Genomic DNA, 21,568 nt, shown 5'->3' with positions numbered 1-21,568 from the left:
TGAAGTTTCAAAAAAACTATTTAAGGTATTGATTTTAATGAAAAAATAATATATAAAAAGGAATCTTCGATTGTGTTCACAAACTAAATTCCTTCAAAATTTAAAGGCGAGATTGAATATTTTTTTCAAAAACTTTATCTTTTATCGAAGATATGTCTTGGCATAAAAGTGATTGAACCGAAAAAAGTCGTAGTGTATTTATCATTTAAGAGCTAAAGGACTGCTTGAGTCAGTTTGATTTTCGGCGCTGATCTAATTATTTCGGTTTAAGTTTCAATACTTACTCTCAGTATCGATGGATTGTTTAATTTCACTCTTTTACCTTCATCTAGGTATACTAATTTCACCATTGATAAAATTAACGTCTCAGTTTAAACACCAGAAATGTAAGGGATCTCTTGACGTTATTTAGCCATTCGAACATAAAAATAGAGAACAAATAGATGGAAACAATTCAGTCATATTGGTTTGTCGGTGCTAGCTGGGATGATGTTGACCAGACCCAACGCTTTGTTGCAGAAGGTATGTGGGAAAACGGGTACGACGATAAATACGTGGAGCAGGTTAATGCCGTTAAACCTGGTGACTTAATTGCAATAAAAGCCGCTTACATTCGAAAATCTGGGGTTCCATTTAATACACGTGGAAACGTGGTTTCAACCATGGCTATTAAGGTGATTGGTCGGGTACAGAAAAATTATAAAAATGGTAAACGTTTGGACGTCGAGTGGCAAAAACCTTATAGCCAACCTCGTGAATGGTATTTTTATACGAATATGAGAACTATTTGGCATATTCAGCCAGGTGATTGGAAAACGGATGGCTTAATTGCTTTCGCCTTTGAAGAAAAACAGCAAGATCTTGACAAGTTTCGTAATAATCCGTTCTGGAGAGAGCGCTTTGGTGATATTGCCGAGGAAGATATTCGCTTTAAATGGACCGCATTTTACGAAGCAATGGCAACTAAACTTGTGGATTTTGAGTTTCAACAAGAAAGTTTAATTAAGTTTGTCAATGAGTTGGCGACCAAACATAACTTATCCTACATGCAGGGTAAGGAACTTGATCAATTAGATCCGTTTACTCTGATGGGTATATTCAACCGCTCACAAACTGCTGAAAACAGACGACTAATTGCGGCTGATATGGCGACATTTTTTAGTATAGATGTTGCTGTACCTGAGACTTTTGAGGCGATTCCTTTGCTAAATAACCAAAAGTCTTGGTTCTTTTGGGGTAAAGACGATGGGCGAGGGGAGCATGACATAAACAACCTATGGGCATTGTTTAAACTAGCAATTCAGTTCGCCGATGATACCGAGTTAACGACCAATGAAAAATTTTGCCAAGCGTATGATACGGTGACTTTGCAAAAAGGGATAAGGTGGAATATTACTATGGGCCTTTTCTGGATACGCCCTTGGTTTTATCCGACACTCGAAAATCAGTCGATGGACTATTTGGGGACGCTTTCTTGCAAACCAGATTGCACTGGCCCTAAACGCACCTGTACGGGCGAGGAATTCCTTACGCTCAGAGATAACTTACTCATCCGATTTAGTGAAGATACCTTCCCTGTTCATTCTTTCCCTGAGCTTTCTTTAAATGCCTTTTCGCGGGAGTTAAAACATGAGAAAAAACATAGTAATTCAGGCTCATGGAGGAATTTGGTCTTAGATCGAATTCGTGATTTGTGTTTGAGACAGCAAAGCCCTGACTTTTCTCGAAAAGAGTTTCAGGAAAATTATTTGGAAGAGTTTGCCATCTTATTTCCAGACAATAATACTCCTGACATGTCTATTGATCGCACTACTCAAAGCTTAAGGGATGAGGGTGAACTAGAATTTGTTAGCGCTGGGCAATATAGATGGCTTGGTTATGGTGAGGATTCAATTGTCGAAGAACCTACTCCGGTTATGGTTGAAAAGCGAATAGAGGCTTATGATCTTTCCAATATAAAAAACGATGGGTGTTTTCTTGAAATAGGGGAACTGGATAGCATTTTGCGCACTTTGCGTGACAAGAAAAATATGATTTTGCAAGGCCCGCCTGGTACTGGGAAAACATGGCTCGCTAAAAGACTTGCCATGGCGTTAATAGGTGAAAAACAACCTGCTCAAATAAAGGCTGTGCAATTCCATCCTAACTTGGCGTATGAAGATTTTATTCGTGGATGGCGACCATCAGGTAATGGTCTACTGACACTTTGCGATGGGCCATTTCTTGAATGGGTGCATTTAGCGCAAAAATATCCGGCTAAAAAATACGTCGTTGTAATAGAAGAAATTAATCGTGGTAATCCAGCCCAAATTTTTGGTGAAATGTTAACTTTACTTGAAGCTGACAAACGCACTCCAGAAGAAGCGCTGCAACTTTCATATACCAAAGAAGACGATGAGCCGGTCTATATCCCAAGTAATTTATATGTGATTGGCACTATGAACGTTGCTGACCGTTCATTGGCACTGGTTGATTTGGCTTTACGTAGGCGATTTGCATTTGTAAACCTAAGCCCGTTATACGGAGAAACTTGGCGTAATTGGGTCAGGGATAAAAAATCGATAAGTGTTGAATCCCTAAATATTATTCAACTTCAAATGAATAAGCTCAATCAAGCTATTGCTGATGATAGTCGCTTGGGTGCCCAGTTTCAGATCGGCCATAGTTTTTTTACACCGGCAAAAGGGCATGAAGTTTCAGACGAGAAAAAGTGGTATCGACAAGTTGTAAAAACTGAAATTGCCCCGTTATTAAATGAATATTGGTATGACGACCCTGAGACAGCTAAAAAGCATGTTGATGAATTAATTCGTGTGATGTAGAGCATGGGAATACCCGCTGTTAACACATGCCAAGGCATACCGCTGCAAAACCTTTGGTTACTTATGTTGTATGCGTCAGATTTTCGATATCAGGCGCAAAGCTATGTGGGTAGTGAAAATATGGATGAACATTTGGCTGATCTGGTTGCAGATGTTTTATGTAATCAGGTATCGCAACGATTGCGACGTCAACTATCTCATGGATATCGGCAAACACAAGCTCATTTAACTCGGGTAAGGGGCAGAATTAACTCTCTCGAAACCACTCGAAAGATGTTGTTGTTACAAGGTAAGGTCGCGTGCGAATTTGAAGAGCTTTCATCGGATACACTTCGAAATCAATATGTTGCCTATGCGCTCAATAAAAGTCTAAAAGTGGTGAGAAATCCGGTACTGAAGAGCAAAGCAAAAAAGCTACTGGCGGACTATGTTGGACAAGGTGTTTCAGTTGGTCATTTTTGCGCTTACAGACCACAAAATGAACGTTTTTCACGACACGAACTGGAGGACAAAAAAGTTGTCGCAACGGCTGAATTAATGCTAAATCTCGCCCTGATTAATGAGTCGGTGGGACATCAATTGCTGCCTAGTCCAGATAAACAGGAACATTGGGTTAGAAGGCTTTTTGAAAAAGCAGTACATGGCTTTTATTCACTAAATTTAGAGACTGAATGGACAGTTAAAGGCGGTAAAAAACTCGCCTGGCAGATAGAAGATATGACTTCAAATATTGCCAATTTACTGCCAGGAATGAAACTAGATATTTTGCTTGAAAATGAGACTCAAAACCGCCGATTAATTATTGATACAAAGTTTACTTCAATCACGCAAAGCGCTCAGTTTGGCGGGGAGTCCTACAAGAGTAACTACATTTACCAATTATATAGCTATTTACGTTCGCAAGAAGAGCAATCAGATTTGTTGTCGTTAAAGTCCGAAGGGATGTTGTTACATCCGTCAATGGGGGTAACACATCGTGAATCGGTTTTAATCCAGGGCCACAAGTTGAAATTCTGTACTGTTGATTTAAGCCAATCCTCTGGTAGCATTAAACGTGAGCTAAATAGCATCATTGCTGATCTTTAATATTTCTATTAGGAGTTAGATTTATATATTTTCTATTGAGCCTCGAATTTATTAAACTGCTCTTACAAAAGAATTAACTGTATGGGAGTAATTAACTAATGAGTTCGCCTTCCTTGGCAATGAGGACATAAAAATGATCTATTCCTTGATAGCTATAGCCTTAATTTCAGCAGTATTACTAGCGACCTATGTCTTTTTACCTAAAATTATGTTGCGTTTTATATCAAAAGAAAAATAGTTTGAAGTGGCTAGCGTTTTAACTTTTTGACTAACCAGAATCCACCGACAATAAATACAAATAGCGGTAATAAAAACCAAAGTTGTTCCATTTCAACTCCTACTTTTTAATAAAATCTCAATAGTGAATAACTCAATAAAGTCCAACCAGAGCGTTCAAATTCGCGAAGTTCTACCTCTTTTTCGTATCTCACAATCCCGAAGTGAATTTTCCAAAAAAAGCCTATATTTACAAATACATAAATAAGGCTTTGGGCTTCTAATTTATCTAGGCTTGCAAGCAAAAATGAAGGCAAACAAAAGGCTGTAATGACTGACAATAGTGTTAGCAAAACTCTATGCGCTATTACTTCACTCATTATTTTTTATTCGTAGATGACTTTAAAATTACATTAATGATTGAGTTTTCAAATGCAATCTTTTTTATTTGATTGTTTGATTTGTAATCTATTAAAGCTTTGTGAAACCAAGATTGGGTTAGATTCGCTTTTTACTGAAAGTGACTGTCGCAGTTGTTGTCAGCATGACAAACTGCAAAAATAACGTTTGTGAAACAAACCAGTAATTCGCGTAGTCGATAAAAAACAAAGTTTTGTTCGACGAAGTCCGGCGCGTGCGGCTTGCCCGTACTACCCCCAGAATTGTTTTTGCCTTCGCAAAAATTTGTTGGAAAGTTGGCACAACTTATCAGCAAACCTTTTATTTTCGAAAGAAAATTAAGCGTCAGCGAATGCTGAAACGACATGTTTGAAAAACGTCGTTCTCGCTGGCGATTTTGGGGGTAGTACGGGCGAAGCTCGTATGCGCCGATTTGGCTTGAAGGGCTAGTGGCGACAGACACGTAAAGTCAGCTCGTCACGAATGTGACATCAGAGATGACGGGCCTTTTAAGACTGTTGGGCTATTCCAAAGGAATATCCTAATGCTTTTTTTTGTAGCGATTAAACTATCGTATTACGTGTCGACAAAAGAGTTTAAGTCGCAAGAAACAAAAAACGACAGTTTGCGAGTTGGTAAACGAACATATTTCGCAAGCGCTGCTTCTATTTTTGATTAGTTGTAATCAAAAAATAGGAATGTATATGACGAGTAAAAGTAATACTTTAATGAGTAATGATTGGGCTTCTACATATGACCGTTACTTTAAAATTTTAATGCGACGTGAGTTTGGCAATAACAATAATGAAATTGGCCGTAGTAGACTCATTTTAACTGTATTGTTAGCAGCGCGATTTGGCCTTACGTCCCCAACGGTTATCGCTAATCTTTACAAGATATCCAGGCGACAGTCACTGGAGCATCTCAATAAGCTAGTAAAACGAAACTTATTGATACTCGTTGAGACTCATCGTTCGACAGATGGACGCATCTACATTTGTGATAACGACGGTGCCAAATTTGCTGAACAAATGGTTGGGATTTCGATACCTTTTCGGCGCTTTAACCCGCCGGAAGCTGGAGTAAACCAAAATTCAATAATGCATGATTTGATGAACTCCCACATTTTAATGCGCTTGATGCATGAGACAGCGAGGCATGATCCAAAGCTATTTAGGTACAATGGGTTTATGACAGAAAGGGAATTTAAAAGACAGTTAACTAGAGCAGACACTCGGATCGTAGACGGTTTAATAGTAGAAAAAACAGGCGAAGGTGATCATATTATTGCGGTTGAGATAGAAAACTCATTTAAGACCAAAGCGCAAAGAAGCACCATCTTACTCCGATATCTTGAAGCAATTAAAGCCGGATTTTATGAAAAAGTGTTTCTGATTTCGCAATCTAAAAAAATTTTAGATGATATTAAGCGTTTTCATACTCAATTATTTGATGAATTGACTGAAGTGAGAAGCGCAAAAACAAAACAGCCACTTATGTCTGTAAGTGACGTTCAGTTACTCAAACAAACAATCGTTTATCGTACAAAGTATTGCGATGAATTAACAGAAATGTTCTACCGTTAAAACCAAAGTGGCGCTCATTATCGAGCGCCATTTTTTTAATCCAGGATGACGTTCCTAGAAATGGATTTAAGCCTGTGAAAGCCAGTTTTCTTTAGACTTTTAAAAGAAAATAGTCAATTGCACACATCGTTATCAACGCTGCTCACACTCTCAATATTTTCTCAGCGGTCTCCCGCTGAATCAGCCATTTTCATAAGATAAGAGCACAAACTGACTTCAAGTAACTTGTTACTCGCAGTCATTAATAAGTAGTCTTGCAATATGAAAAATATGCCGATTTTTCTTTTGACTTCGGCTTTTTTATTATTAAATTAAGATGTTCATCGATTTTAGGAAAAGCAGATGGACAACTTTAAAAGCTCTAAACAAGACAGACAAACCCGAAAAGATTTAATGATTGAACATGTTTTAATCGAATTAACGAAGACGTTTTTACTCATTTGTATATCTATATTTTTATTTTTTCATGGCACATTACTATATGGCTTTTTGGTTGGCATATTTGCTTATTTCTATGTTTTTTATGGTTTATTTGTAAAAGCTCCTGTCGAAGTAAAGCCTTATCCTTACATTGGAGGCTCAGCGTTTTATAAGCAAGAACAGCGCAGATTTGAAAATGATAGACGTATAAAAATAGAGAAAATTAAGGGGGCTAGACAGCGCTCACATTCACCAAGAACCAATGTAAAATCATCGGCTATTGAATACTATGGGTACGCTAGAAATCAAGTGGGGCTTGGTTTAGATAATGATGATGATTGGGGAGTAAATCCTGCGACTGGCCTGCCGATGACTGGATGTATAGATGTTGCTGGTAACCCTTATGGCAGCGACATGAGCCATGATGTTGACATATTTAGTAATGATGATCTTAACTCTAGCGTTATTGATGATTTTGAAATTAGTTCAACAAGTGATGATGATTGGAATAGCTAATTTGATGCTATGCAGCTATAAAAAAAAAGCGAACCAACTGGTTCGCTTAAAGCTTAATATTAAGCATCACTTATTTTCTCAAGCCAATATTTTTCAGCAAGGGTAAAATAAGTCAGAGGTGGTATTAAAAACATATCAATAAACTCATCCCTGAAAAATTCACAAAATGCTGCAATTTCTTCGACATAAAGCAATAAAAACGCATACATTTCAACACCTACAAGATGACGAAGTTCAAATTCTGGATTTTCTGAAAGCATCTTTTTACTGATACTAATTCCGCAAATAGAGCCATCGCTTTCACGATGCACATAGATGTAGCGTTCGAAATCCAGATTTAGTTCTTCATCATTACCGCCAGCTACTGCAGCGAGCCATAGTAAAGTTGAATGATCGTCGAATGGCGATTGACTACTTCTTTTGTAAACTCTAGCAAATTGACTTTTTTTCTTACTCATAGTGCTAATGATTAACCTCGTTTTTTAATGTTCTCGAAGTTAATTAAGCTTTTAGTCAGGAAAATAATCCGCTTTATGAAGTTTTTTGACTAAATCAATCGCAGGCTTCACAAGTTTCTCTATGCCGATGTTGTTTCTGAGATGAAATATAATTTGAGCCTCGCGTTCTTCACTTGAATTAACAAAATCTTGTTGAATTTCGTTTTCATCAAAATTGTGCATGACGACTGCTTCGTAAAGCACCTCAACAACAGAAGTGAGAGGCGGCTTAAAAGGTTCAAGTTGTAGGTTTAATTCTGTTTTTATATCTTTCATGATTTTTCCTGTTCTGTTGTTTAAAACAGTAAATAGTCAGTGGTGATGGTAAAAAAGTGGGTTGGAGTGATGGCATTGAGTGTTAAATTTGAAAAATATCCAAATTAAAACGCGATCACTTCTACGCGAGTAACTAAACAAAGGATAATTTCGCGTAAAATCTCCACCTTAAACAAGGGGGATAAAAAAGCCAGCAAAGCTGGCTCAAAAATACTATTTCAAGTTTAAGAATGGACAGCAATTGAGTTAAAAAATGCTGTAGTTGTCATTCTAAAAAAAGCATGAAATAGCGCTATTCTGTTGTCTTTAAACTGATATAGCTGAATTTTATTACGATGATTCAGTAATAAGTGATATTCATTTAACTCCAGATAACTTTTAGTTAAACGAATATTTTCAGCAGTATGGATTAAGCTCGGTGAAAGCAGTACATATTCAATTTGCCGAATCATACTTCTGAACAACACGATGCGTTCAGTTTTATCAGTCGACTCATAAAGTATGATGTATTCATCTGTTTCGTCCACTAATCCAATTTTTAAATCATCTATTTCAAGAACTTCAGTCATGATAGTTTCCTATTTTTGTTGGCCTCAACCTTAAATAGGTCAACTAAAGGCGGAATTTTTAATTACGTTATCAATTTTCGGGTTAGTTTTAAGAGTTAGCGGGGATTTGTCAGTCGGCAGCTTTGAATTGTCTTATTCAATACTAAGGGGGCTGACATTAGGCGATATACGCGTTTATATCTTTTTGTTGTTGTATAACCCTATGATAAAAAAGAAAAATATCGTCGTTTTAATGTCTTTTTGTTGTTTTAAGATTACAAACGTTTAATTAATGGGTAATATCAATTAACAAAAAATAAAACTTGAAGTGGCAGTATGGGAAAGAAGTGGATAGGGATTTTTTTATTTTTTATTTCAGTTAATCTATTTGCTCAAGCACAAAGCACTTTGCCATTAGTGCAAGAATCGTTTAATGAAAAGTACAATTCCAATGTCCCTGTTAGTGGGCGTGTTATTGCGGGTATTATGTTTCGCTCTGCGATAGACAACCACAATGAATTATCAATATTTTTAGCTCCTCTAAAGTCAGATTTGATTTGTTTTAAAGTGCAATCCAAGGATGGTACTTATTATTCTGCAAATGAATATAAAATACCTAAGAGCGGTATATCAGGCAGTATTTCCCCAGAATACCCCACAAAATATAAGAAATTATTAAACGAATTTGATGAAACTGAATTGGCTTTGTTAGCATTTTCTGGCAGTTGTGATAGCAAACATATTGATACAATACTGATTAGTGCAAGAACGCAAACTGATATTCAAGAAGACGTGGTTATTCTGGTTAGTTCTGGTCGAAGTGACGTATTCCTAATTACCGAGCAAGAATCAGGTAAAAAAAATACGACAAGGTGTAAACGTATTATTGAGGGTAAACGAACGGCTTATGACACTCAATGTGTCATCGAGGTGGATTCTTTACTTGAGGGAACAAACGAACTCAGTATTATACGCCGAAAGCCAACTGGTAACATGCCTTCAGTTAAATTCAATGTGCTGTTAAGTAAATGATCAAAGCCTCTCTAATTAGAAATAAACTTGTATTGTTGCCTGCTGTTATCGTTGCTTTACTGAAACGTAAACCACTGCCCGTTGGGGCGCGTAATATTTTAGGGAAATGGCTTTTTATACTGTCGATTTTACTATTTATTGGTTATGTATTATTAGCACAAAGAGAGAACATCTTTACCGTTAACGGTGACACACAAAGTATAACAATAGCATTCTCAGCGAATAATATTAATCAATGGAATGTGTCCTACGCTAAGATTTTACTTGATGTGACAGAACCTGAAAATCTACTTGAATTGCCGAGTGAAAGCTATTTTTTACCCCAGAATTTAACGACAGCAAGGATTGTCATAAAGCCATATGGCAAAGAACAATATGCTTTTGTTATCAGTGCAGAAACCGACAACGCTAGTTTGGGACAAATAGAAACACCTTATGAGGTAATTGACTTACCTGCATACGCAGAAATTACCGTTCCAATCACCTCTTCTCAAATACTTCCGTTTGATGGCAAAGTTCGAATTGGCGAAGATGTTGGTATAGGTGTTGAAAATATTCTGCTAAATGCCAATGTTCAGATCGTTGAAAAACAATTTTTTAGAGAAGATCGTTATATAGCGGCTGCTTTTTCACTTGACGCTGGTGATCGCGTAACCTTATTTCAAGATTCTTCAAAGCGCCAACTAGCAGATACCCGTGGTTTTCTTAGAATGAAGCAGTCTGATGCGTTCGCTTTTACAATACATGGAGAGGCGGAAGTGTTGCGCGTTGATAGACTTGGCAGTAATGGATACGGCATATCACCCTCTATTTGGCCTAGATTAACAAGTGATCCTATTATGGCCGCAATTTCAACGTTGCTTGCTACGTTATTCTTGTTGATGGAATTCATTGAGCTTTTTACAAAATTTATATCTAGAAAAAGGGTCGAAGATGCGCCGAATACTAAGTAATGCCCTATTTTTAGGGCTTGGACTATTTGTTAGTGGCACTTTGTCAGCGGCATCAAATGATTTAACCCAAGTCTATGTTGACGCAGGAGAAGTAGGGCAAGGCTTTTTGATCAGCCGACTAAATAATTGTTATTTAGTTACCCCTGAGCACGTATTAGGAAATGAATTTTACGCCAATGTCATTACTGGAACAAAAAGTCGTGAAATGGGTGAAGCAGAAAGAGTACAGACTTTTGGTTATGACTTAACTTTATCTGCGATAACTGGCGCTGCAAAAAACGAGTGTAATACATCGATTAACAGTTTTGCCCCACTAGATATGCTGCTGAAGTCTTCAACTGCTTTGACAGTATCCTCCGTTAATACAAATGGTTCTAAGTCATTAACACCCGTCAATATGATAGATTTGGGTTTGGTCTATTTAACTATTCTGTCTTCAGTTGATTTTCCTTTATACAAGGGCTTGAGTGGAAGCGTTGTTTATTCTGGGGATGAGCCTGTAGGTATTTTACAATCGATTGATGCTGAAAGTGGTAATGGTAAAGTTTTGCGGCTTGATCGAGCAATTGAAACAATTCGTCCTTTTTTTGCTAGCGGATTTGCAATTGACTCTACTAATACAACGCTAAAAGAAAATGCAGCCGAAAAATCTGCGTTTACTCATGAGATTGCTTATGAATTTACGGAGTGGAATCATCAGCCTTTGAGTGCCAATGAACGTCTTAGTAATTTGCATGATGAGGATGTAAAGTCTGTTTGGGCGGTTAAGCCCGCACAAGACACCATCGAAATAACTCTTTCATTTGGAAAAATAACGGCTATATCAGGTGCAATATTTCAGGTCGAAAAAAGTATGAGTTCATCTCAGCCTAAAGACTTTGAGATATTATCAAATAGAAGAAGCGAAGGTGACAGGGGATGGGTATCAGTTTATTCCGGCACATGGCTAAATAATACCAGTGAACTAGCTATTAATATTAATCCAGTCAAAGCGAATCGACTTAAAATCGTATTTCGCTCTAACTGGGGAAGTGCTGATAGGTTATCCTTTTCTGAACTTTACTTACGTTAGTTTAATTGTATTTTTGCGGGAAATGCTTGTCCTTTGCATGACAGGGTTCCCTCAAATTCAGAAGCATCATTTAACATAAACGATCCGGCGCATCTGTATTCTTCAAAATTAAGTTTTAATCCGGCTACTGAGCCTAAATAACTTGAGCCAGAATTTTGGGTTCTAAAAGTAAAGCTACCTGTTGCTTCCTCATATTTTGATATTTTAACAGTTAATATTCCACCATTAAGGTATTCATTAAACGCTTCTTTACTTTTATCAGTTGCTTGATCTGGTAATTTAGCTTCGACTGCCAAAATATTGGTTTCATTTAATTTATTTCTTACGGTAACCGCACGCAAGACATCATCCGCGCTGTTTAAACCCGTTGCATAAGCAAGTTCACGCATTGCGGTATCTTCGGATTTTAACATTACATCCAATGCAGCCGCTCTGGTGTTTGGATCTGCGTCATTTAACAAGGCTTTAACTTCAGCGATTTGCCCTGCACGTTTTTTGATTTGTTCGACCAAAGACTCTTGAGCAAAGCTAGTTGTTGAAAGTAATGCTGATGTAAGAAGCGAAAGTGTGAGTATTTTTATTTTCATATTAGTCCTTTAAATAACTACGTTGGAAGTTAAAAGTATCTGATTTTACTAGGATTCTGTCAGTTGATGAAAGTTACGTCAACGTGTTTTATTAAATGTAAATACTATGATTTAAAGTGAAGTATTTTTATTTCTTTGCTTTAAATTTAAACTTCATTTTAAGCATTGGTATTCTCTTTTTATTCGTGGCATATTAATCGAATACGCTGCATTAGAATTTTTGATATCGATGATATCTAACCCTGCGTTGCCCTAATCATTGTGTATACCCAAAAAGATGGGGGGACAAATAGGGGACAAAATGACAGCAAATATCAGTACTTATCAGTAAGTTTGAATTTAGGAATACCTCTGAACATGCCATTCCATAACACATCAGTAAATTGCAGTATCCAAGCCGCATTAGGCTTCAAGATGCCGTTTTAAGCACGCTGACACTCACGCCATGCAATTTAGTCCTTTGATAAAAGAGTTAATTGACGCGCTCAAGATACTCCCTGGAGTGGGCCCTAAGAGCGCACAACGTATGGCGTTTCATTTGCTGGAGCGTAATCGTAAAGGCGCGCTACAGTTGAGCTCGGTCTTGCATAATGCCATGGAACACGTAAAACACTGCCAGCAGTGTCGTACTTTTTGTGAAAATAGCTTGTGTGAAATTTGTGCCAACCTAGAGCGGCAAAGCTCGCCTTTACTGTGCATTGTCGAGTCGCCACAAGATGTATTGGCTGTTGAACAAACATCTGAATTTAAGGGCCGTTATTTTGTATTAATGGGGCATTTGTCTCCGATTGACGGTATTGGTCCTACTGATATTGGGTTAGACCAACTAGATAAAATTTTGCAAGTGGGCGACATTAGTGAAGTCATCCTCGCCACAAATCCTACGGTTGAAGGGGCAGCTACGGCCCATTATATTGGTCAAATGTGTAAGACCTTGCAGATTCAGGCTACCCGAATAGCCCATGGTGTTCCTGTGGGCGGCGAATTAGAATTTATTGATGGCAATACACTCACGCATGCTTTTAGTGGTCGTCGCGCAATCTAGTCACAGACTAAACGCACTTTTTATGCAGTAATCGCACATTCTTAATGACTTAATGACTTAATGACTTGAAATAAATAAGTTCATCCCTATCTCCTGACTATCAAAATTTGTAAACAAACCCTAGGAGATTTAGTCCATGACTGATGCTGTTCATCAAGAGACTCACGGCTTTCAGACTGAAGTAAAACAACTTCTTCAGCTGATGATCCATTCACTTTATTCAAATAAAGAGATCTTTCTTCGAGAATTGATATCTAATGCTGCTGATGCAGCGGATAAACTGCGTTTTAGAGCATTATCAAATGACAGTTTGTATGAAGGCGATGGTGATTTACACGTTAAATTAAGCGTTGACAAAGAAGCGGGTACCATCACTATTGCAGACAATGGTATTGGTATGAGTAAAGCCGATACCATTGAACATTTAGGGACTATCGCAAAATCGGGTACCAAGGAATTTTTCGGTAAATTATCAGGCGACCAAGCTAAAGATTCACAGCTTATTGGCCAATTTGGTGTTGGTTTTTATTCAGCCTTTATTGTTGCGGACAACGTAACGGTGCGCACACGTGCGGCGGGTGCCGATAAATCTGCAGGCGTTGAATGGCAATCAGCAGGTGAAGGCGAATTTACCATCGCAGATATCGAAAAAGCTGAACGTGGAACCGAAATAATCTTACATCTTAGAGAAGATGAAAAAGAGTTTTTAGATGATTGGCGTCTGCGCTCTATTGTCAGTAAATACTCTGATCACATCAGTATTCCGGTTAAGATGTATAAAGAAGAAGTGCCTGCGCAAGAAGCGCCCGAAGTAGACGGCGAGAAGGGTGAATCTATTCCTGCAGTACCTGCGCATTGGGAAGCAATTAACAAAGCTACAGCTTTGTGGACACGTGACAAATCTGAAGTGTCAGATGATGAATACAAAGAGTTCTACAAGCATATTTCACATGATTTTGCCGACCCAATGGTGTGGGCGCACAATAAGGTAGAAGGTAAAACCGAATACACAAGCTTGTTATATATTCCAAGCAAAGCTCCATACGATTTGTGGAACCGCGAGCAAAAGCATGGTTTGAAATTGTACGTGCAACGCGTCTTTATTATGGATGACGCAGAGCAAATGCTGCCTAACTATCTGCGTTTCGTGAAAGGCTTGCTTGATTCTAACGATCTACCTTTGAATGTCTCTCGTGAAATTTTACAAGACAACAAAGTGTCGCAAGCAATGCGTCAAGGTTGTACCAAGCGTGTGCTACAGATGCTTGAGAAAATTGCCAAAAATGACGCTGAAAAGTATCAAACATTTTGGGGCGAATTTGGTAACGTGTTGAAAGAAGGCCCTGCTGAAGATTTCGCCAATAAAGATAAGATTGCTGGTTTGATGCGCTTTGCCTCTACTCACAATGATTCTGATGTGCAAAATGTATCTCTGGCTGACTACATTGGCCGTATGCAAGAGAAGCAAGAGAAAATTTACTACATCACCGCAGATAGTTATAAAGCGGCAAAATCAAGCCCGCACTTGGAGATCTTCCGTAAGAAAGGCATCGAAGTATTGCTCATGTCAGACCGCATTGATGAGTGGTTGATGTCTCATCTCAATGAGTTTGAAGAAAAATCTTTGCAATCAATCACCCATGGTGCATTAGATTTAGGTGATTTAGATGATGAAGAAAGTAAAAATGCGCTAAAAGAAGCAGAAAAGCAAGTTTCAGGTTTAGCTGAGCGTGTTAAAGCTGCATTAGGCGACAGAGTAAAAGACGTTAAGTTTACGCATCGTTTAACTGACTCGCCTGCGTGTATTGTTGCAGATGAGAATGGTATGACAACCCAGATGATTAAGTTGATGCAAGCTGCAGGTCAACCAGTACCTGAGGCTCAGTACCATTTTGAGCTAAACCCAGAGCATCAATTGGTGAAGTTATTAGCGGATGTCCAAGATGAAGAGCAATTTGGACAGTGGACAGAGGTGCTATTTGACCAAGCTGCATTGTCTGAACAAGGCAGTTTAAAAGACCCAGCCACCTTTGTGCAGAATTTAAACAAGCTACTAATGAACTTAGTTAAATAGTGCATTAAAAGCGATGTTTGTGTTATTAAAAGCGGGCCTTAGTGCCCGTTTTTGTTTCAAATAGGTAAAACAAAAGAAATTGTCAATTGAATGCTGCTTGTAAGCTTAATATTCTTGTAACATCAAGAGTGAATGTGTAAAGTTGCGGGCTTATATTTTTTGCAGGGTTACAGCAGAGGACACAGTATGCGCATTATCCTTCTCGGAGCACCGGGTGCAGGTAAAGGAACTCAAGCTCAATTTTTAATGGGCAAATATGGGATCCCTCAAATATCTACTGGCGACATGTTACGTTCAGCCATTCAAGCAAAAACCGAACTTGGACTTGCCGCAAAGCAAGTTATGGATGAGGGTAAACTTGTTTCTGATGATCTGATCATCGGTTTAGTGAAAGAGCGTATCTCTCAAGAAGATTGTGCCAAAGGGTTCTTGTTAGACGGCTTTCCTCGCACGATCCCACAAGCAGATGCCATGAAGAACTCAGGGATCAAAGTTGATCATGTTATTGAATTTGACGTTGATGACGAAATTATTGTCGAGCGTATGAGTGGACGAAGAGTGCACCCTGGTTCTGGTCGTGTATATCATTTGCGTTATAATCCGCCAAAAACTGAAGGTATCGACGACGAAACTGGTGAGGCTCTGGCTATCCGTCCTGATGACCAAGAAGAAACAGTGCGAAAACGTCTTGGCATTTATCATGAACAAACTAAACCCTTAGTTTCTTATTATACGACTGAGGCTCAAGCGGGTCACTGTCAGTATCATAAATTAGATGGTACGCAAGCTGTAGAGCAGGTAAGCCAACAACTGGCGGAACTACTCGGTTAAGTACAATTGTATTACTGTAGTTGAGCCCACGTTTTGTGGGCTTTTTTATATTTAATTATAAAGAGAGCGAGACATTAGCATGCATACTCCTGTGACAGCTTTTTATGGCGGCCTGTTGGCGCTATTCTTTTTTTATCTCACCATCCTTGTTATCAACGGTCGTTTTTCTAAAAAGATAGCGCTAGGGGATGATGGAGATAAACATTTTTTACAATTGATACGCTCGCACGGTAACTTTGCTGAATATACGCCGCTCATCTTAATCTTGCTGCTGGTGGCAGAGTTAAACGCCACTCAGCCTCTGTGGTTGCATATTATGGGGAGTAGTTTACTGTTAGGTCGCATTTTGCATTCATTTGGCTTACGTAGACATGCTGGCACAAGTTGGCAGCGAATTTCAGGTATGTTGTTAACGTTTGTTGCATTGATATCTGGTGCGGTCCTCAATCTATTGCTGTTGTATTGAGTTGCTCGGTTCATTTTTTACTACATAACTAAAAACGGCGCTTATCAGCGCCGTTATTTTTTCCACCTTCAATCTTTACTGATTGTTTTCAAGTAACTGAGAGCCAATCTCAATTTTTCTAGGTTTCTTTGCTTCAGGTACGACGCGCTCTAGTTCAACATGAAGTAGGCCGTGTTCCATATCAGCTGACAGCACTTTAACGTGGTCTCCTAGTTGGAATTTACGTTCGAAACTGCGTTCTGATATCCCTTTATGTAAAAACTTACGCTCTTCGTCTTTGCCTGGTTTTGTTCCAGTAACTTGTAGCGTGTTTTCGATGACTTCGATGGTAACTTCGTCTTTTGAAAATCCAGCGACAGCCATGGTAATTCGGTACTTATCTTCTGCTAACAACTCAATGTTATAAGGGGGATAAGTGGATTGTTTTTCGTTTCTGCTCGCATTGTCGATCATAGAAGCTAAGTGATCGAAACCAATGAATGAGCGGTATAGTGGAGTGAGATCGATGTTACGCATGGTTATATCCTCGTATTTAAGCAATATATAAATGTTGTGCCCCGACTAGCGGCGGCGGTTTAGTTTTTTACGTTGTAGACCCTTTCAGCGACTACATAATCTATATATGTTTGAGTCGATATTTTTCAATGCAAAAATAAAATTATTTTTAAAATTATTTTTAAGTTATTGAAAAATATCGTTTTTATTTTTTAATGTGCGCTTTGCAAATGCAGTTAAATGAGGGGTTTTAAAAAACGTGTTTTACGGGGCAAGTAGCTATCGTTTGGATCAAGTGAAACTAGCACGCGAACGGCCTTACCTTGAATCTCATGTTCTGAAAAAAAGCCAAATACTCGAGAGTCTGCGCTGTTATTTCGATTATCACCTAGTAATAAAAATTGGCCCGGGGGAACACGTACCGCGTCAAAGTTGTCCATTGGCTCTGCAACAGGCTTTAGTTGTACAGCATGAGATTTTTCAGCTAATTGTTCGATCAAAACATGACTCGAGGCGGTATTCTGATAAGCAACCATCCTACCATTTACAACAAGTTTGTTATCTCTCATTGCTATCATATCGCCTGGCAAACCAATCACGCGTTTAACTAATCGAGTATCGGCAGCGCTAGAGTTGAGGGTGACAATATCCCCGCGCTTAGGTTTATCGATATCGAACACAGTCATATTGGTAAACGGTAATTCTAAACGGTATGCCATCTTGTTGACTAAAATCCGATCGCCTTCAACGATGGTAGGCTGCATGGATCCCGTTGGTACTATATACCAATCTGCCAGACTGCTACGTGAGGCGAAAAGAGCCAGCAGTACCATAAAAAAGCTTAGATTTTTTTTAAGTGATTTTGCGATTTTTATGACTAGGTTCTTCAATTTATCTTCCTTTTTAATTCAGTAGTTGAGGCTATATGCTGCACAAAGTAACACACTTAGACTGGTTTGAAATTGGTATGCAGGGCTAGTAATTTGTCTACTGTAGTGCTTAAAAAGTTCGAGTAAAAACGTAAGGAGATGTGTGTTGTCCTGAGCTGGTTTTTATCAAAGGTAATTTATGATAAAAACCAACTGCCAATTTAGGGCGTAATTAAGGCAAACTCAGCGGCTTTACTGGCGTGAATTGCCGCCGTGTCAAACAGACGAGCAGGTGTCATGTTTTGCTGTACTAACAAACCTATTTCAGTACAGCCCAGTATGATTGCTTGCGCCCCATCGTTTACCAAGTCATCAATGGCCGTTAAAAAAATGTCTTTTGACACAGGTTGGATAATCCCTAAACACAGCTCTTGGTAAATAATAGAATGCACTAACGATTGTTGGCGTTCAGAAGGTACAACGACCTCTATGCCAAACTTATCGACTAAGCGGTTTTTGTAAAATGTTTCTTGCATGGTAAAGCGCGTACCCAAAAGACCAACTTTGGTAATATTGTGTTGTTGCAGTTCAATGGCTGTTGAGTCGGCAATGTGGATAAGTGGAATGCCTACTGCAGCGCTAATGTCATCGGCTACTTTATGCATGGTATTAGTACAGATCACCAAACAGTCAGCGCCTGCTTTTTCAAGAGTGGTCGCGGCCTCAATCAACACTTTTGCGGATTGTTCCCAATCACCTTGTTTTTGCATTTGTTCAATTTCGGCAAAATCCAGACTGAACAAGATAATTTTTGCTGAATGAAACCCGCCCAGCGTATTTTTAATGTCGCGATTAATCTGCTGGTAATAACTTACGGTAGATTCCCAGCTCATTCCACCGATTAAACCTATGGTCTTCATTTACGTTTAATTACCAAATATAAGCCAATACAAGCAGCGACAACACCACCAATTAAATAACTCATTGTTTCATCACTGTACTTACCAGTTAGGGTTTCTGAAATTTTTTCCACTGCTGAATCGGCCTGATTAAATCCAAAATACAGCAGAAATGCCGCCACTATAAGCAACAACAAGCCTGTTATTTTAACGTGTGGCACATGTATTTCCTTTTGATATTATCAAGCAACTCGCTTATTAAGCGCTGATTTGAGCACATAAAAAAGCCCGTCTCAAGAACGGGCTTCGAATAATATTAAGAAAAAGATATTCTTCTACTGTTTGATACCTTCAACGTTCAAAATAAGGTCAACATATGTTGAAGCAGGCCCTAAATTATACGTAATACCGTAGTCAGCCAAAGCGATACGAGTGGTGCCTTCAAAACCGGCACGGTAACCACCCCATGGATCTTTACCTTCACCGATTTTTTGGGTATCTATCACAATCGAATTAGTTACACCGTGTAAGGTAAAATCACCCATAATTTTAAGGTTACCATCGCCCAAGTCTTCTACTTTGGTGCTAACAAACTTTGCTTGAGGAAACTTACTTACATGCAAGAAGTCGTCTCCTTTAATGTGTTTATCACGATCAGCGTGATTAGAATCAAAGCTTTCTGTATCAATAGTCACTGCCACTTTGGATGCTTCGGGTTGGGCCGCATCATAGCTAAAGGTGCCATCAAACTTGTTGAACCCACCGGTTAACCAAGAATAGCCCAAGTGCTTTATCTTAAAATTGATCGAGGCATGCGCCCCTTTTGTATCAATGACGTAGTCGGCAGCAAGGGCACCAAAGCTTAAAAGGCTGAGTAAACTGGCTGCAATGAGTGTTTTTTTCATGAGAGATCCTTTTTTTGATTAATGGGTTTTATCATTCGTTTGAGCGTTAAATCTTTATCTATAAAATGATGTTTTAAAGCCGCTAGGGCATGCAGTGAAACAAGAGCAATAAGTGAATAGGCTACCCATTCGTGAATCTCTCCGGCTAAATCTTCTTGATTGGCAAAAAGCTCGCCCAAGGAGGGCACAGTAGCCCAATTAAAAATATCAATTCCCCGGTCATCAGCAGTTGAAATTAGATACCCACTGATAAATAGGCTGAATAAACCAAGGTACAATAACAAATGGACAAGCTTGGCGGTTTTTTGTTCCCAACGTTTACCTACGCCTTGTGGTGATATTTGCATCAGCTTTGCTACTAAGCGAATAGCAATAAGCAGCGCTAATAATATTCCTACACTTTTATGGTAATGAGGCGCGTCTTTATACCAAGCATTATAAAAGTCTAAATCCACCATCCATAAGCCTAAAATAAACATGCCAATAATAACGATGGCACTCAACCAATGTAGGGCGATTGCCAACCAACCATAGCTTAGGTGTGAATTTTTAAACAATGTGACCTCCATGCGATTGCAAATGTGAATTATTACTATATTCATATTATTGCCATAAATAAACGGCTAATTTTGAGATTATTTGTTCGATTAATTCGAACTAATTGCTTTAAGATGTTGGACTGGCAAAAAAAAGAGAGGCAGGCTTGACTGATTTTTATACAACTATATACTGTATAAAAAAACAGTTGTTATGTATTGGAGTTAATATGCCTTACACTCAATCTAATCAAAACAAATCGTATCACCTTTTGGATACCGTCCCTGTGCCAAGGTTCAATGCAGCGAGCCCTTCTTTTATTGCTCATGAATCAGGCAAAGTTTATGATGATATTTTGGCTCGCATGGACAAATTGCGAGCACTGGCAAGATTGCAGCAGAAAAGTCAAAGCCCCTCTGAACGTCAGCAATTCAGTTTTAGCTTTAAATGAATTGCGCAATATTAGCTAAGTTTTTTGCAGCGTATTACGGCACACTTCGTGTCTTGATGTAGTTTTATGATGTATAGGGGCGACGGTGTTGAAGGCGTATTATCAAAGAAGGCTTGATAATGTCTTAGGGTATATTGATGCTAATTTAAGCCAAACAATCGGTGTTGCAGAACTCAGTGTCTTGGCTAATTTTTCTAAGTTTCATTTTCACCGGTGGTTTTTTGCCAATCTGGGCGTGAGTGTCGGTAAGTATTTACAGATAAAACGCTTTAAATATGCGTCTTATCAGCTTGTTTTTCGCTCTCATATCAGTATCACCGCTATAGCCTTGGATGTCGGATACGCAAGCACAGCCAGTTTTTCTAGAGAATTTAAAAAAATCTTAGGTTGCAGTCCTTCGTCCTTTCGAAACCAGCCTAATTGGGAGCACTGGCAACACATTTTTGATCCGATGTATGGGCCAATCAAAACCTATTTAATGCAAAAAGATGAGAACGATATGCGCTCTATTCAAACCTTCAAAGAAGTTAAAATAGTTAATTTTCCGCAAACCGCCGTTGCAGTTAAAGAACATCTTGGTGCCCAGCATCACGTTATGGATTCAGTGGCGAGTTTTATCGAATGGCGAAAGGCTCATGGTGTTTTGCCAAATAAAAGTGCAACGTATAATATTTTTTACGATGATCCTGCGCTAGTGAAACCGCAAGACTATCGGCTGGATATCTGTGCAGCGACGGAGATAGAAATTGCTGAAAACCCGCAAGGTGTTGTTGCTAAGATTATTCCTGCTGGCCGCTGCGCTGTTTATCGTCACAACGGCCCTGAGATTTTGTTAGGCCAAAAAATTCAGTATCTCTATAGTCAATGGTTAGCCGCAAGTGGTGAAACCCTGCGTGACTTTCCTTGTTTTATTGAACGCGTCAATTTATTTCCAGATGTGGCCGAGCAACAATCGATTATTGATATCTACTTGCCTATCGAATAAC

The 21,568-nt window shown here is 38.7% G+C and carries 24 protein-coding genes; 13 read left to right on the top strand and 11 right to left on the bottom strand.

The window, feature by feature from the left end:
• Positions 1-443: 443 nt before the first annotated feature.
• Both ACEN2L_RS04390 and ACEN2L_RS04385 read left to right on the top strand, forming a co-directional pair.
• Positions 444-2,822 (top strand): AAA family ATPase, encoded by a 2,379-nt coding sequence (locus ACEN2L_RS04390; RefSeq protein ID WP_441742001.1) that lies wholly within the window; start codon positions 444-446, stop codon positions 2,820-2,822.
• Between the two features lie 3 nt (positions 2,823-2,825).
• Positions 2,826-3,908 carry a 5-methylcytosine restriction system specificity protein McrC gene (locus ACEN2L_RS04385; RefSeq protein ID WP_441741999.1) on the top strand — a complete coding sequence of 361 codons (1,083 nt, stop codon included), beginning with the start codon at positions 2,826-2,828 and terminating at the stop codon, positions 3,906-3,908.
• Between the two features lie 344 nt (positions 3,909-4,252).
• Here ACEN2L_RS04385 and ACEN2L_RS04380 read toward each other — a convergent pair whose 3' ends face one another.
• Positions 4,253-4,504: a hypothetical protein gene (locus ACEN2L_RS04380; protein WP_441741997.1), complete on the bottom strand. Its 252-nt coding sequence runs from the start codon at positions 4,502-4,504 to the stop codon at positions 4,253-4,255.
• Between the two features lie 723 nt (positions 4,505-5,227).
• Here ACEN2L_RS04380 and ACEN2L_RS04375 point away from each other — a divergent pair.
• Positions 5,228-6,109 carry a hypothetical protein gene (locus tag ACEN2L_RS04375; protein WP_441741995.1) on the top strand — a complete coding sequence of 294 codons (882 nt, stop codon included), beginning with the start codon at positions 5,228-5,230 and terminating at the stop codon, positions 6,107-6,109.
• Between the two features lie 342 nt (positions 6,110-6,451).
• A complete protein-coding gene (locus tag ACEN2L_RS04370; protein WP_441741993.1) occupies positions 6,452-7,045 on the top strand; it encodes a hypothetical protein in 594 nt (197 codons plus the stop codon).
• A 59-nt stretch (positions 7,046-7,104) separates the two neighbouring features.
• Here ACEN2L_RS04370 and ACEN2L_RS04365 read toward each other — a convergent pair whose 3' ends face one another.
• The 3 genes from ACEN2L_RS04365 to ACEN2L_RS04355 form a co-directional block, all read right to left on the bottom strand.
• Positions 7,105-7,503, bottom strand: coding sequence for a hypothetical protein (locus ACEN2L_RS04365; RefSeq protein ID WP_441741991.1), 399 nt, complete (start codon positions 7,501-7,503; stop codon positions 7,105-7,107).
• 51 nt (positions 7,504-7,554) lie between these two features.
• Positions 7,555-7,818: a hypothetical protein gene (locus ACEN2L_RS04360; protein WP_441741989.1), complete on the bottom strand. Its 264-nt coding sequence runs from the start codon at positions 7,816-7,818 to the stop codon at positions 7,555-7,557.
• A gap of 224 nt (positions 7,819-8,042) precedes the next feature.
• Entirely contained in the window at positions 8,043-8,387 is a 345-nt protein-coding gene (locus ACEN2L_RS04355; RefSeq protein WP_441741987.1) for a hypothetical protein, read from the bottom strand.
• A gap of 315 nt (positions 8,388-8,702) precedes the next feature.
• Between ACEN2L_RS04355 and ACEN2L_RS04350 the strand changes: the two genes are divergently transcribed.
• Genes ACEN2L_RS04350 through ACEN2L_RS04340 form a run of 3 tightly spaced genes read left to right on the top strand, consistent with a single transcriptional unit; the run spans position 8,703 to position 11,423 of the window.
• Positions 8,703-9,398 carry a hypothetical protein gene (locus tag ACEN2L_RS04350; RefSeq protein WP_441741985.1) on the top strand — a complete coding sequence of 232 codons (696 nt, stop codon included), beginning with the start codon at positions 8,703-8,705 and terminating at the stop codon, positions 9,396-9,398.
• Entirely contained in the window at positions 9,395-10,351 is a 957-nt protein-coding gene (locus tag ACEN2L_RS04345; protein ID WP_441741983.1) for a hypothetical protein, read from the top strand. Before ACEN2L_RS04350 ends, ACEN2L_RS04345 begins: the two co-directional genes overlap by 4 nt.
• Positions 10,290-11,423, top strand: a complete 1,134-nt coding sequence (locus ACEN2L_RS04340) for a discoidin domain-containing protein (protein ID WP_441741981.1) — start codon at positions 10,290-10,292, stop codon at positions 11,421-11,423. The genes ACEN2L_RS04345 and ACEN2L_RS04340 overlap by 62 nt, the downstream gene beginning before the upstream one ends.
• Here the strand turns inward: ACEN2L_RS04340 and ACEN2L_RS04335 are convergent.
• Complete coding sequence (locus ACEN2L_RS04335) at positions 11,420-12,010, bottom strand: hypothetical protein (RefSeq protein ID WP_441741979.1); 591 nt, start codon at positions 12,008-12,010, stop codon at positions 11,420-11,422. The genes ACEN2L_RS04340 and ACEN2L_RS04335 overlap by 4 nt on opposite strands.
• Before the next feature lie 445 nt (positions 12,011-12,455).
• Between ACEN2L_RS04335 and recR the strand changes: the two genes are divergently transcribed.
• The 4 genes from recR (at position 12,456) to ACEN2L_RS04315 (ending at position 16,426) form a co-directional block, all read left to right on the top strand.
• Positions 12,456-13,055 (top strand): recombination mediator RecR, encoded by a 600-nt coding sequence (gene recR, locus ACEN2L_RS04330; protein ID WP_306020013.1) that lies wholly within the window; start codon positions 12,456-12,458, stop codon positions 13,053-13,055.
• A 136-nt stretch (positions 13,056-13,191) separates the two neighbouring features.
• Positions 13,192-15,129: a molecular chaperone HtpG gene (htpG, locus tag ACEN2L_RS04325; protein WP_306020011.1), complete on the top strand. Its 1,938-nt coding sequence runs from the start codon at positions 13,192-13,194 to the stop codon at positions 15,127-15,129.
• Positions 15,130-15,315: 186 nt separating this feature from the next.
• A complete protein-coding gene (gene adk / locus ACEN2L_RS04320; RefSeq protein WP_306020009.1) occupies positions 15,316-15,960 on the top strand; it encodes an adenylate kinase in 645 nt (214 codons plus the stop codon).
• Positions 15,961-16,039: 79 nt separating this feature from the next.
• On the top strand, positions 16,040-16,426 hold the full coding sequence (locus ACEN2L_RS04315; RefSeq protein WP_306020008.1) for an MAPEG family protein: 387 nt from the start codon (positions 16,040-16,042) through the stop codon (positions 16,424-16,426).
• 75 nt (positions 16,427-16,501) lie between these two features.
• Here the strand turns inward: ACEN2L_RS04315 and ACEN2L_RS04310 are convergent, their stop codons facing one another.
• The 6 genes from ACEN2L_RS04310 to ACEN2L_RS04285 all read right to left on the bottom strand — a co-directional run bounded on the left by ACEN2L_RS04310 (position 16,502) and on the right by ACEN2L_RS04285 (position 20,151).
• Positions 16,502-16,942, bottom strand: coding sequence for an Hsp20 family protein (locus ACEN2L_RS04310; RefSeq protein WP_306020006.1), 441 nt, complete (start codon positions 16,940-16,942; stop codon positions 16,502-16,504).
• A gap of 215 nt (positions 16,943-17,157) precedes the next feature.
• Positions 17,158-17,811, bottom strand: a complete 654-nt coding sequence (gene lepB, locus ACEN2L_RS04305; RefSeq protein WP_441741975.1) for a signal peptidase I — start codon at positions 17,809-17,811, stop codon at positions 17,158-17,160.
• Positions 17,812-18,011: 200 nt separating this feature from the next.
• Positions 18,012-18,710, bottom strand: a complete 699-nt coding sequence (locus tag ACEN2L_RS04300; protein WP_441741973.1) for an aspartate/glutamate racemase family protein — start codon at positions 18,708-18,710, stop codon at positions 18,012-18,014.
• Positions 18,707-18,910: a DUF3185 family protein gene (locus ACEN2L_RS04295; RefSeq protein ID WP_306021204.1), complete on the bottom strand. Its 204-nt coding sequence runs from the start codon at positions 18,908-18,910 to the stop codon at positions 18,707-18,709. Before ACEN2L_RS04295 ends, ACEN2L_RS04300 begins: the two co-directional genes overlap by 4 nt.
• Before the next feature lie 114 nt (positions 18,911-19,024).
• Entirely contained in the window at positions 19,025-19,594 is a 570-nt protein-coding gene (locus ACEN2L_RS04290; RefSeq protein ID WP_306021205.1) for a YceI family protein, read from the bottom strand.
• Positions 19,591-20,151, bottom strand: a complete 561-nt coding sequence (locus ACEN2L_RS04285; RefSeq protein WP_306021206.1) for a cytochrome b — start codon at positions 20,149-20,151, stop codon at positions 19,591-19,593. The genes ACEN2L_RS04290 and ACEN2L_RS04285 overlap by 4 nt, the downstream gene beginning before the upstream one ends.
• Before the next feature lie 209 nt (positions 20,152-20,360).
• Here ACEN2L_RS04285 and ACEN2L_RS04280 point away from each other — a divergent pair, with 209 nt between their 5' ends.
• Entirely contained in the window at positions 20,361-20,582 is a 222-nt protein-coding gene (locus ACEN2L_RS04280; RefSeq protein WP_441741971.1) for a hypothetical protein, read from the top strand.
• Positions 20,583-20,667: 85 nt separating this feature from the next.
• Entirely contained in the window at positions 20,668-21,567 is a 900-nt protein-coding gene (locus tag ACEN2L_RS04275; protein WP_441741969.1) for an AraC family transcriptional regulator, read from the top strand.
• Position 21,568 lies beyond the last annotated feature (1 nt).

Origin of the sequence: Flavobacterium sp. W21_SRS_FM6 (assembly GCF_052119645.1) — a bacterium.
In the GTDB taxonomy this organism is placed as follows: Bacteria; Pseudomonadota; Gammaproteobacteria; order Enterobacterales; family Alteromonadaceae; genus Paraglaciecola.
Note: the sequence above shows the minus strand (reverse complement) of the source record. Positions and strands in the feature narration are given on the sequence as shown.